Source organism: Pseudomonas sp. P4_C8, from assembly GCF_056401975.1.
Genome location: NZ_JBFUIH010000001.1, coordinates 134,497 through 146,762 on the forward strand (window position 1 = coordinate 134,497; position 12,266 = coordinate 146,762).

The window sequence follows — 12,266 nt, forward strand, 5'->3', positions numbered from 1 at the left end:
AATGTAGTTGCCTATTCATGCAAGATCCACCGTTGCAGACCGGTTTGGCGATGGCGCATCGATTCCCATAAAGCGCCGCACTCGCTCTCCTTCGGCATCGCATCGTATGGTTTCAGGCGCGGCATCGAGTTGAATATTGCCGTTCTCCATGAAAATCACCCGGTCGGAGATCGACATGGCGAAGTCCATTTCGTGGGTCACGATCAGCATGGTCATGCCTTCCTTGGCCAGGTCGCGGATCACATTCAGCACGTCGTTGACCAGTTCCGGGTCGAGGGCTGAGGTCGGCTCGTCGAACAGCATGATCTGCGGCTCCATCGCCAGAGCCCGCGCGATCGCCACGCGCTGTTGCTGCCCGCCGGAGAGTTGATGCGGGTACTTGTGGGCATGGGCCAGCAGGCCGACCTTGTCCAGCAGCGCATAAGCGCGATGTTCACTCAGCTCGCCCGGCTGGCCGTGGTAACGCGGCGCCAGAGTGACGTTGTCGAGAATGGTGCGGTGCGGGAACAGGTTGAAGTTCTGGAACACCATGCCAATGTGCCGCACGCCTTTGCGCAAACGGGAGCTATCGGGTTTGTCCGAAGCTTCGATGAATTTTTCGCCGAACAACAGAATGTCGCCCGTATCGATGGTTTCCAGGCCGTTGACCGTGCGAATCAGCGAAGTCTTGCCGGAACCGGATGGGCCAATGATCGAGACAACCTGGCCGTATTCGACATTCAGGTCGATACCCAGCAGCACTTTGTGCGTGCCATAGCTCTTCTGGATGTTCTTCAGTTGCAGGATAGGCGTCGCGTTGTTGCCCGCTGCTTTGCGCGCACTGTCTGGCAAGGCTTCGGCGCAGGCCTTGAACTTGGCCACGGCGGCGTCATCGAGTGTGTGCGGCTTGCGGAAGTTCAGGTCCAGGTAGCGCTCCAGACGCTGCAGGAAATAACCGAACACGGTGACGATCAACACGTAGTAGACGCCTACCGCCGCCAGGGTTTCCATGACCAGGAAGTTGGTGGCATAGAGGCGCTGGCCGACTGTGAGAATTTCCGTCAGGGAGATCACCGACACCAGCGAGGTCAGTTTGACCACGGTGATGTATTCATTGATCAACGTGGGCAGCGAGATACGGAAAGCCTGGGGAATCACGATCAAGCGTTGCATGCCGAACAGGCCGACACCCAGCGCGCGCCCGGCTTCTTTTTGGCCCTTGGCCACGGAGATCAGACCACCACGGTGGATTTCCGCCATGTACGCCGCTTCGGTGACCACCAGGGCCAGCAAGCCAGAGTAGAAGGGGTTGGACAGTATCGGTCCACTGCCGGGAAACAATTGCGGCAAGTTGTAGACGAAGACCACCAGCACCAGCAACGGGATGCTGCGGAAGAACCAAATGTAGACCGCTGCGGGAATACGCAGCAAAGGCGACTGGGACAGCTTGGCCGTGGCCAGAACAAAACCCAGCAGCATGCCGATGAACCAGGCCAGGGCACTGAGCTGGACCACCGTGACGCAGGCACTCCAGAAGTCTGGCAGGGAGAACAGGGAGAAGAAATACGACCAATCGAATTGCATAGGGCACCTCGATCTGCCGCCCCGATGCAGGGGAGGCAGATGACCAAACTACAAGGACACGTTCTTAGTTGGCAGTCGGTTCTTCCAAGGCATATTTCTTAAGAATAGCGGCGTACTCACCACTCTTCTTGGTCTCCTCGAAGGCCTTTTGCACCGCCTGGAAGGTTTCTTCGTTACCTTTCTTGACGAAGATGCCCAAGGTTTGCTGATAGATCGGGTGATCGGTGGTGATGACTACCCGGCCGTTGGTCTTTTCCGCGATCAATTTTGCGGCGCCGGCGATTTCAACCTGGGCCTGAATGTTCTTGGACAGCAGAGCCTGGGTTACTTCAGGCGCCGAGGGGTACTCACTGACGGTGATGGCGCCTTTGTTGTTCGGCACGCAATATTCATCGGATAATTTCCTGAATTCCTTGACCCAGGTAGTGCCCTGTTCCAGACCCAATTTCAAACCGCACAGGTCTTCAGGTGTTTTCGCATTGATCTCGCTGCCCTTGGGCACCATGACCGCGGCACCGGTGTTGGCATAGGCGATGGTCTGGGCCTGAGTCTGGCGCTCCGGCGTGATGTACATGCCGGAAATGACCGCGTCGTACTTGCCGGAGTTAAGGCCCAGGATCAGGCTCGGGAACTTGGTGTCGACGAATTCCACCTTGGCGTTCATGTGCTTGGCCAGTGCCGCTGCTATCTCGGGGTCCGAGCCCACCACGTTTTTGTCCTTGTCATAGGACTCGAAAGGAGGGTAAGTGATTTCCATGCCGACCTTGAACGTGTCTGCCGCGGCCATGCTCACCGAGGCACCGAGCATACCGGCTGCCAATACAGCCAAGCTCAACAGGTTCTTTTTATTGTTTTTCATTTTTTACTGACTCCGGCGTAGGTAAGGGTGTAGATGAAAACTTCAATCAGGACGGTTGAGCCTGATTTTTCAAATGTCCGAAACTGGCGGGCTTGCGTGCCTTGCCTGGCAGTTGAACTTCCCCTTTGGCTACCCTCTGGCGCAGATACTGATAGGTCTGCAGTGCCTGGCCATACATGTGTTCGCCGATCGTGATTTCTTCGTAGTCCTTACTTGCCTGGGCGAATCCGGGCAGCGGTTTGATCTGGGTGTGGTAGTCGCAGGCATAAAACAGTGGAAAGGAATAACGCTCCTCGCTCACGCTGCGAACCCGGTGTGCAGTGGCAACGAATGCGCCTGCTGTCATCACTTCCAGCATGTCACCGATGTTCACCACAAAGGCATCGGCCATCGGTGGTGCATCGATCCATTGGCCAAGATTGTTCATGACCTCAAGGCCTGGTTTGTCGGCCAAGAGGATGGTGAAACACTCATAGTCAGTATGGGCGCCAAGACCCGGTGCGTCATGGGCGGCACCGTCGAAGGGGTAGTGGATCAGGCGCAGCTTGGGCGGCGGACGGGTGACCAGGCTGTCGAAATAGTTTTCTTCCAGCCCCAGGGTCAGGGCAAAGCCGCCGAACAGGCGCTGGCCCAAGGCGAAGATCGCTTCATAGTAGGCCTGAACCGACGCCTTGAAACCTGGCAACTGCGGCCAGTCGTTGGGCCCCAGCAATGGGGTGTTGGCCAGCACCAGCGGGTCATCAGCCGGCACTTCGAAGCCGACGTCGAAGGCCTCCTTGTGGTCCGGCTTGCCTTTGGAATAGACCTCTTCGCCTTCGGGTACAAAGCCCTTGTGGGTTTGCGAAGTGCCGATGTAATGCCGCATCTTGGTGTCGAGGGGTTGGTCGAAATAGTCCTTGGCAGCCTTGCGCAGGTTGGCGATCAGCTGCGGGTCGATACCGTGATCGGTGATATAGAGGAACCCGACCTCGCTGGCAGCGCGCCCCAACTGTTCGGCCACGGCCAGGCGATGTTCCAGTTCAAAGCTGAGCAGACCGGCGATGTTAACTACCGGGATGCTGTTGAAATTGGCTTTGTGTGTGTCAGTGCTGGCGCTGTTATTTTTATTGTCAGGCATGACGCATCGGCTCCCTAAGGATTGCTTGAGTGGTGGAAGCGGCTGAAGTGTTGCCGCTCGGTCTGGCCCATCCACACGTTCAATGACCACAGGTCGGCAACGGGTACATTGGTGAAGGGCAAATGATGCAGGTAGCCGTCAGCGCCGAATTCCGGGGTCAGGGTGCTGATCTGGTAACCGCGGGCTTGCTGCGAGCGCCAAATGCTTTCCCAGTGCTGCTGATGGAAGGCCAGTTCTTTTGCATATTCGGGAGCCGCCGGGTGCGGAACCTGCGGGCCCTGGTCGTAACCGACCCGGGCCTGGATATGGTGAACCCGCTCGATGAAGGCGCTCAGGTCATCGGCCGGGTCGTTCAATAGACGCTCGCAGGTCACGACCCAATGGCTGATGTCACTGGTGAACAACAGATCGGGCAGCTGCCGGATCAACTCCAGCGTCACCCACGGGTTGAACAGCGACCGCGAGCGGTGGGTTTCGAAACTGCAGACCTGGCCATGTTTACGCGCCAGTTCCAGCGCTTGGCCAAAGAACTCCACTTGTTGTGGCAGGGACCAGCGATCATTACCCGCCAGCACGTTGACGAAGCGCGGGCCAAGTTCGCCGGCCCAGGCGAGTTTCTGCTGCAGGTCATTGAGGTGAATGGCAGGTGTTGCCGACTGGTCTGGCAGCACGTCGTACGCGGTGAAGACTGTGCTGATATAGCCCAGGCGATTGGCCTGGAGGAAGGCGCCGAACTCAGCCCGTTCACGGGCGTCCAGAGGCAGGCGTGCTTCCATGCCATCAAAGCCCGCCTGCAGCAGCTCCTCGAGCGCCTGGGCCTTGCTGGCGGTGTAACCCCACAGCGTGCGAAAAATTTCCAGCTTCATCGGTAATCCTCAAAAAACTCTGGGCGCAACCTGAGCCCACCCAGCGATGCCGTGGCGGGTTCGCTGTGGTGCCGATGTTAGGCATAGGCTGCGGCGTGAAAGAATCTGAAAGTTCAAATGAATACTTCAGACTTTCTTCAACAAATAGCTACCTACGTACACAGTGTTAGAGGTGGGGTTTTTTCGGTGGGTAGGCGTCTACGCTGACCAATAGCGAGAGTCGCCAGCATTATGGAATCATTTAGATCCATCCAAACAACACCCGGCGCTATGACGTGGATTTTCCATCCAGCGCAAGCTGATGGTCAGCTTGGTTTGAAGTCGGCCGTGGGCCAGACGCGACACTGGGCCAAATCCTTCGTTATATGGGCTGGGTGAAAGAGCATCTTGCGGGCGAGAACAACGTGTACGGCGTCATCGTTGCGTCAGATATCAACCAGAAACTGCGGTACGCCGCAACGCAGGTTCTAGAAAATCGATAAGCAGTACGATCAAGCGGGTGCCGCCTGCGCCGAGCTTTGTTGAATGAAACGGTCAATCAACCACCTCGCGGCGGGGCCCGGTGGTAAATCCGTGCGATAGATGACGTCGAAGGGATATTTTCCGCTTTTGTATTCCGGCAGGTTCAGCTTCACGAGTCGGCCGCTGTCCAGATCTTCCTGGATCATAGGGGCGGGCATGTTCCCCCAGCCAATGCCTTCACGCAGCAGCATGTGCTTGGCCCCAAGGTCCGCTAGCCGCCAGGTGCGGTTACTGAGAACGGCGAAATCCTTGTCCTTGGTCAGAAGTGAGCGGTCAGACAGCACCAGTTGAGTGGACTCTCGCCCGGCACCCGGAACATTAGAGTCGCTTGAGGCCAGTGGATGATTCGGGGCTGCCACCGGAATCAATTCGACACTGCCGACGCCAATTCTTTCGATACCGCTGATTCCCTCATTCATTGGCCCACTCACGCCGACTATCGCGCCGCGGTTGATCACCAGATCAGTGACAGCCCCAAGCGCTTCCATGTGCAGGTGGAGTGCGACCGTGGGGAATTCTTCTCGAAAGGATTTGAGGGCGTCCACCACACGTTCGGCGGGAAGCATCACATCGAGCACGACGTGAACTTCGGCTTCGAGTCCTTGCAGCAGGCCTTTGACCTTGGCGCGCAGTCCATGGATACCGTTGGCGATTGTTCTGGCTTCGACCAACACGGTGCGCCCCGCATCGGTAAGTTGGGGTTTGCGTGTTGTCTGGCGATCAAACAGCGATACACCGAGCTGCATTTCCAGGTTGGCGATTGAGTAGCTGACGACCGAGGTGGCCCGATGCAGTTTTCTGGCGGCCGCTGCAAAACTGCCGACCTCTACGACCGTCAGAAACACACGCAGTTGGTCCAGTGTTGGTGTTCCGGGGTCAGAGATCATGCCTGTTTCCTTGAGCGTAATGGCCGATATTAGCCCGCAGAGTGGCGGGTCGCAGAGCGGTTCATCTACAAGCCGGTGGTCGAGATGGAATGAAGCTGGCAGATGGAAGGTCTGGGGATGTCTTGCCTATTTTATCGAATCTAATGATCTAAATTAGCCAGCTATTCAGATTAGCTGACGAGGCGCAGGATTTCTTCACTAGGGCGGTTCATGTCGAATCGCACCCAATTGAAGGAAATGTCCCCTATGACTACTTCTGCAAACATCGCTCAATCAGCCACCTCTGAACATAGCCATTCCAACGTGACACAGGCCTCGGCCTCGTTGATCGGTCGCATTCTGCTCAGCGCCATCTTCATCCTCTCCGGATTTTCGAAGCTCGCCGCTCCCGCCATGATGGTCGGTTACATCAGCTCCGTCGGGCTTCCATTTCCCCAGTTGGCGCTGGCGCTGGCGATCATTGTTGAAATCGGTGGTGGCCTGGCTCTGATCGCTGGTTACCGCACCCGCACCGTCGCCGCCGTCCTGGCGCTGTTCAGTGTGTTTACCGCCTTGGCTTTCCATAGCGCACTGGCCGATCAAAACCAGTTCATCCACTTCTTCAAGAACATAGCGATGGCCGGTGGCCTGTTACAAGTCGTGGCCTTCGGTGCCGGTCGTTTCAGCCTCGACGCTCGTCGTCGTTGATGCCTCGCGCTGCGAAGGCCGGTTCCCTCGCAGCGCAGTGTTTGTCTCCCGTCCTTTCAATAGTCGAGGTCTCCATGAAAGCCATACGTGTGTACGAATACGGCAACCCTGAAGTGTTACGCCTGGATGAAATGGCGGACCCGGTGCCCGGTGAAGGTGAGGTTCTGATCGATGTCGCCGGAGCCGGCGTCAACCCGATTGACTGGAAGATCCTTTCCGGGGCGATGAAAGCATTCATCCCACTGCCGCTGCCTTTTACACCCGGGGTTGAAGTGGCCGGTACTGTTGTCGCGCTGGGGAAGGGCGTCACTGAGTTCAGCATCGGCGATGAAGTGTTCGGCTTCATCAATATCGTCGGTGGTTATGCGACCAAAGCGGTTGCCCAGGTTTCAAAACTGGCCTTGAAGCCTCGTACGCTTAGTGCACTCCAGGCCAGTGCTGTGCCCGCAACTGCTTTGACGGCATGGCAAGCGCTCACTGAACATGCAAGTGTGCAACGGCGCCAGAAAGTGTTGATCCACGCCGCAGCCGGTGGCGTGGGCAGCATGGCCGTGCAGATTGCCAAATACTTTGGCGCTGAAGTCTACGCAACAGCCTCTGCACACAATCATGCCTATCTGAAAGACCTCGGTGCTGATTACACCCTCGACTATACGACTCAGGCATTTGATGAGTGGGTGTCTGACGTCGATGTCGTACTGGATCTGGTTGGCGGCGAAACACAAACCCGTTCGTTTGCGGTACTGAAAAGAAACGGCGTGTTGGTATCGCCTGTGAGCCTGCCGAACATGTCGCTGGCAAATGACTATGGTGTGATCCCCGCAAATTTTGCTACCCGCTCGGATGGCCGGCAGCTCGCGCTCATTGCTGAACTGTTCGACAAGGGACACCTCACGGTCGATGTCGAGGCATACCCCTTGGCTGATGCGAAAGGGGCGATCGAGAAAAGCATGAGTCGTCATTTACGGGGCAGGCTAGCCCTCGATACAACGAAGTAAGCGCTGGGCCCGTTATCTGCCACCTCATCCGGGATGTGCGTGTTCACCTTGGCTGTGGTGGCGTTCTTTTCTCCGACTCTCCTGTGAGCAGGCCAATTCTGACAAGGACTTACTTCGCTCATTCAGATTTAAACATCGGAAATCTCTGATGGTAGTTATTTTTTGGCTGTTTCTATACTGGCCCCCCCCCACTCAAAGGTTTAAGCATCACAACGGTTACGCACGTAGCTATGCAGTTGAAGTGACTGCTGGCGGCTGAAAAAATCATTCTCGGCTGGAGAGTTTTCCTGGAGGGCGATAAAAACAAGAAAGCTGTAAATCAAATCTGAATAAGCTATTGGTGTCTGGCTTGTTCGGGTTTTGAGTATCTGCATTTTGCTTAGTTGAATAATAAGAGCAGTGTTCAAATCGACTCAGACGGTTTGACGCTACAAATCTTCTATAGCTATTAATCAGAGCCTGAAAAATGAACTTCTATGAACTCATCGGTTATGACCGTGACGGAACTGTTCGTGAACTTGATACGGCGCTAAACAAGGGGACTTTAACCACCAGGGATGTGACGTTTTCAGCGCTTGGTTTTAATGCTCCAGGCTGGATTGCAGCCTCTTCGATGTCGATTCTTTACTCAATATCGGGCCACCATGCTCCGCTGGCCATTTTAATTGCGTACTTCTTTCCAATGTTGGTCATGGCTTTCTGCATGATCTCCCTCACTCGACAAGCACCGTCGGCAGGCGGAGTGTTTACCTTCACGTCGCGGTTTCTCCATACCAGCGTCGGGACCATTCTCGGCTGGGCGTACGCTGTTGCCTGCACGGCAGTGATGGCCATGTGCGCAATCATCGGAACCGAATATATCCAGGCGCTGATCCCGGCACTGGCGGGTCCGCTTAACGCCAAATTGATCGGGACGGGTATGGTTCTGATCTTCCTGGCCATTTCCTGCAAGGGCGTCAATGCCACCGCCAAAATCGCCAGCATCTTTCTGATTTTCGAGATCAGTGTTGTTGCCGGGCTCGGGTTGATGGGCATCATCAACCCTCAGGTTCCCGATTTGTCGGTTATGTCCATGTATACGCTGGAAGGCTCGGGTGGCTGGTCAGCAATCGGGCCAGGGGTCCTGTTCGGAGTATGGATGCTCGCCAACTTCGATTCTGCGATCAACTACATCGAGGAATCGCGTATTCCCGTTCGAACCGTACAACGCTCCATGTTGCTCGTTCTGACCTCCGCCTTTGTTATTTACACCCTCGCGGCTATCGGCTGGCAGTACGCCGTGCCTGTGGAGAAATTGGCGGCAATCATTGAGGACGGCAACGGTGGGCCAATCGCAGCGGTCGCGAACGTTTACTTGCCACCGGCCATGGCCTGGATTGCATTGTTCGTCGTGATAACTTCGGCATGTGCCGGTATGCAAATCTCTTCGAGTGCGGCGGCGCGTACGCTCTATCGAATGAGTGAAGAAGGGCATCTGCCAGTAGCGCTTAGCGCCGTTAACAAAACAAAATCGCCGTGGCTCGCCAGCGTTATCGTCGCGGCCGTCGCTATTTCCCTGCTCTGGTGGAAACCGCTGGATAAGATTGTCTGGTACTACGATGTCGTGACTATCACGCTGGTGATGTCCTACATGGCGGCTATCGCAGCCTTTATTGTCATGACTTTCCGACGTCAGCGTTTCGGCATCGCGTTAGCACTGTCGATCCCTGCGGCTCTCGCCATCCTCGTTCTCGGATACATCGGTTATACCGCCGGCGCTAATCCAGTTTCGCCAGAGGACCAATACACGGCCTGGTACCTTGGCGCGCTGACGATCCTGTCTGGGGCGCTGATTCTGGTGTGGCAATCGCGTGTCTCCAGGCGCCCCGTGCTTTCCAAAGCGCAAGAGTCCTGATTTCCACGCGCGGCGTTCATTTAAAACATCATGGGTGAATTTATGAAACGTGTTGTCGTTATTACTGGAGCTGGAAAGGGCATAGGGCTGGCAATCGCCAAACGTTTTGCTGCAAGTGGCGATCATTTGGTACTCAATTACTTCGACACCAAGGACCAACTGGACCCCGTGCTACGTATTGCCGAAGAGAACGGTGGCGATGGGATCACTGTTCAAGCGGATATCAGTAATCCCGAAGCCGCAGCCGCAATCATCCGGGAGGCGGAGAGTCGCTACGGAAGGGTCGATATTCTTGTCAACAATGCCGGGAGACTGGTTTCGGCGACAGTAGAGCAAACGACCTGGGCGCAGTGGGAGCAGATGATCAGTACCAATCTCGGGGGGACCTGGGCCTGCATGCAAGCCGTATTGCCGGGCATGCTGGCGCGCGGTCAGGGGCGGATTATCAACATCAGCTCCGAGTTGGGGCTGATTGGATTCCCGACCTACGCCGCGTACTGCGCATCCAAGGGCGGGGTGATTGCGCTGACAAAAGCGGTTGCCAAGGAAGTTGCCCCCCGAGGTGTATTAGTCAACTCGGTAGCGCCGGGGCCGATTGAAACAGACATGCTGATCAACGACACGATCGAATACAACGATGAGACCCGCGCGACCATTCCATTGAAGCGCTTCGGCAAACCGGATGAAATCGCGGCCATGGTCGAGGCCCTGGCCGGGCCCGCGGGTGATTTTATGGTTGGACAGATCATCAGCCCCAATGGCGGCGCTGCGATCTAGTTGGGTATCTCGAAGTTTAACTTCACTGAGTCATTAATTTCCCAGTCAAGTAAGTGGCTCTTATTCTGCTAATAACAAGAAGGATACAAAATGAGCGCTGTAATGATTACCGGTGGTTTAGGCTATGTGGGCAGGTACCTGACGAAAAGACTCAGCGAGCAAGGCATCAAGGTGATTAGTTATAATCGTGACTACTCCGAAGCTCACTCGGAATTCATGACCCCTGTACAGGGGGAGTTGTACGATATACCCAGGATTGTCAGAACCATCCAGCAGTATGGGATTGATCGTGTTATTCATACGGCGGCCATGTCACATCCCGACTTGTCCATAGACTTGCCTATTACGACAGTAGCGGCGAATATCGATGGCACAATCCATTTGCTTGAAGCAATGCGATTGGCGGGAATCAAAAAGTTAGTAAACTTTTCTTCGGAAACGGTGTATGGGCATTTCGAGGGCGTGATTAATGAACAAACACCGACTTACCCAACGACACCCTATGGTGTAACCAAGGTTGCCACCGAGCACTTTGGCCGAGTCTACAATGATCTTTATGGTATGGAGGTGATTTCACTGCGAATTGCGGAAGTGTATGGCCCGGAAAATAAAATGCCGCAAGTTCTCAGGGATATCCTTAAAACCGTCCATCGCGGTGAAGCATTTACCTTGCCTTCGGGCGGAGATCATCGGTTCCACTATATTCATGTGGAAGACGTTGTGCGTGCCGTCCTGATGGCGGCCGAAACCAGAGATCTGAAAGGCGGAGTCTTTAACATTGCCGGTGATCGCTCCTGGACGCTGCATCAAGCCGTTGAAATTATCAGGAAAATTATTCCTGATGCGCGCATCGAAGTTGGCGATGGTTATTGGCATCTCGATCGCCATGGGGAATGGGATCTCAGTGCGGCCGAGCGGGAGTTGGGCTATCGAGCGCAATGGTCGCTGGAAAAAGGACTCACGCATTATTCCAATTGGTTGCTCGATCACGAGTATTGATAGGGGGCTGGGTCGCTGTTGTTGGTGATTCATTAACTTTTAATATCAACGGGTGATTAAGCATGATTGCGAATCCTATTGTCTGGCCAAACGGTGCACGCTGCGCTGTAGCCTTTACCTTTGATATGGATGCGGACAGCATTCTGCATGTGGCGCACCCCAAAGATTCCGCGACACGGGTTGCCAGTATTTCCATGCTGCACTATGGACCGAAAGTGGCCATTCCAAGGATTTTGGAAACCTATCGGCGCTTCGAAATTAAACAAACGTTTTTCATCCCGGCCTGGTGCATCGAACAATACCCCGAGGCCATTGAGGCGATCGTCGAAGGTGGGCACGAAATTGCTCACCATGGCTACATACATGAACATCCAAACGAGCTGACCCGGGAAGAAGAAGCTTATTGGCTCGATCGGGGTTGCGACACCATCAAGCGCTTCACCGGCCAGGCACCGCGAGGCTGGCGGGCTCCCCTCTACAATATGTCAGAGCACTCGGCTGACCTGCTGATCGAGCGAGGCTTCAGTTATGACGCCTCTTTGATGGGGGATGACGTGCCTTACCTGTTGCGCACGGGTGTGGGCGAGCTGGTGGAGCTTCCATCCAGTTGGGCGCTGGATGACTGGCCTCAGTACATGCACAGCATCGACCTTGATTTTCAGATGCCGATTCAGTCGCCGCAACGCGCCGTCGAGGTTTTCAAGGCCGAGTTCGATGCAGCCTGGGAGTATGGCGCTCTCTTCGTACCGGTCTGGCATCCTTTCCTTTCCGGTCGTTTGTCACGATGGCATGAAGTGTCGAAGTTGATCGAATACATGATGGCCAAAGGTGATGTCTGGTTTGCACGAATGGATGAGATCGCCGCGCATGTCCAGCGCAGTGTAGCCACGGGCGCCTATAAACCACGGATTGATAAGCTGCCTTATTATCAGGGACCGGTTAAGGCTGCCATCAGATAAAACACAAAACCCTGTAGGAGCGGAGCTTGCTCCGGGCGGCGTTCCGACGAAAGCGGTAGCACATTCAACATGGATGTTGGCTGACACATCGCCATCGCGAGCAGGCTCGCTCCCACCCGGATTTCGATCGACTGACGT

11 protein-coding genes are annotated in these 12,266 nt (G+C 55.4%); 6 read left to right on the forward strand and 5 right to left on the reverse strand.

The window, feature by feature from the left end; translation table 11 throughout:
* Window positions 1–15: 15 nt before the first annotated feature.
* The 5 genes from AC1DWM_RS00525 to AC1DWM_RS00545 all read right to left on the reverse strand — a co-directional run bounded on the left by AC1DWM_RS00525 (window position 16) and on the right by AC1DWM_RS00545 (window position 5,814).
* Complete coding sequence (locus AC1DWM_RS00525) at window positions 16–1,563, reverse strand: amino acid ABC transporter permease/ATP-binding protein (protein WP_223520924.1); 1,548 nt, start codon at window positions 1,561–1,563, stop codon at window positions 16–18.
* A gap of 64 nt (window positions 1,564–1,627) precedes the next feature.
* Complete coding sequence (locus AC1DWM_RS00530) at window positions 1,628–2,422, reverse strand: ABC transporter substrate-binding protein (RefSeq protein ID WP_223520922.1); 795 nt, start codon at window positions 2,420–2,422, stop codon at window positions 1,628–1,630.
* A 46-nt stretch (window positions 2,423–2,468) separates the two neighbouring features.
* Window positions 2,469–3,539 carry an isopenicillin N synthase family dioxygenase gene (locus AC1DWM_RS00535; protein ID WP_477794412.1) on the reverse strand — a complete coding sequence of 357 codons (1,071 nt, stop codon included), beginning with the start codon at window positions 3,537–3,539 and terminating at the stop codon, window positions 2,469–2,471.
* Between the two features lie 14 nt (window positions 3,540–3,553).
* Window positions 3,554–4,405, reverse strand: coding sequence for a sugar phosphate isomerase/epimerase family protein (locus AC1DWM_RS00540; RefSeq protein ID WP_223520916.1), 852 nt, complete (start codon window positions 4,403–4,405; stop codon window positions 3,554–3,556).
* A gap of 491 nt (window positions 4,406–4,896) precedes the next feature.
* Window positions 4,897–5,814 carry a LysR family transcriptional regulator gene (locus AC1DWM_RS00545; RefSeq protein WP_223520914.1) on the reverse strand — a complete coding sequence of 306 codons (918 nt, stop codon included), beginning with the start codon at window positions 5,812–5,814 and terminating at the stop codon, window positions 4,897–4,899.
* A 246-nt stretch (window positions 5,815–6,060) separates the two neighbouring features.
* Here AC1DWM_RS00545 and AC1DWM_RS00550 point away from each other — a divergent pair, with 246 nt between their 5' ends.
* The 6 genes from AC1DWM_RS00550 (at window position 6,061) to AC1DWM_RS00575 (ending at window position 12,128) form a co-directional block, all read left to right on the forward strand.
* On the forward strand, window positions 6,061–6,501 hold the full coding sequence (locus tag AC1DWM_RS00550) for a DoxX family protein (protein WP_223520912.1): 441 nt from the start codon (window positions 6,061–6,063) through the stop codon (window positions 6,499–6,501).
* A gap of 74 nt (window positions 6,502–6,575) precedes the next feature.
* The gene (locus AC1DWM_RS00555; protein ID WP_223520909.1) at window positions 6,576–7,499 is read left to right on the forward strand and encodes an NADP-dependent oxidoreductase; all 924 of its coding nucleotides are present in this window, start codon (window positions 6,576–6,578) and stop codon (window positions 7,497–7,499) included.
* A gap of 466 nt (window positions 7,500–7,965) precedes the next feature.
* Complete coding sequence (locus AC1DWM_RS00560; protein WP_223520907.1) at window positions 7,966–9,393, forward strand: APC family permease; 1,428 nt, start codon at window positions 7,966–7,968, stop codon at window positions 9,391–9,393.
* Window positions 9,394–9,435: 42 nt separating this feature from the next.
* Window positions 9,436–10,170 (forward strand): SDR family NAD(P)-dependent oxidoreductase, encoded by a 735-nt coding sequence (locus AC1DWM_RS00565; protein ID WP_477794413.1) that lies wholly within the window; start codon window positions 9,436–9,438, stop codon window positions 10,168–10,170.
* A gap of 90 nt (window positions 10,171–10,260) precedes the next feature.
* Complete coding sequence (locus AC1DWM_RS00570) at window positions 10,261–11,169, forward strand: NAD-dependent epimerase/dehydratase family protein (RefSeq protein ID WP_477794414.1); 909 nt, start codon at window positions 10,261–10,263, stop codon at window positions 11,167–11,169.
* Window positions 11,170–11,231: 62 nt separating this feature from the next.
* Window positions 11,232–12,128 (forward strand): polysaccharide deacetylase family protein, encoded by an 897-nt coding sequence (locus AC1DWM_RS00575; RefSeq protein WP_223520899.1) that lies wholly within the window; start codon window positions 11,232–11,234, stop codon window positions 12,126–12,128.
* The last annotated feature ends 138 nt before the right edge of the window (window positions 12,129–12,266 follow it).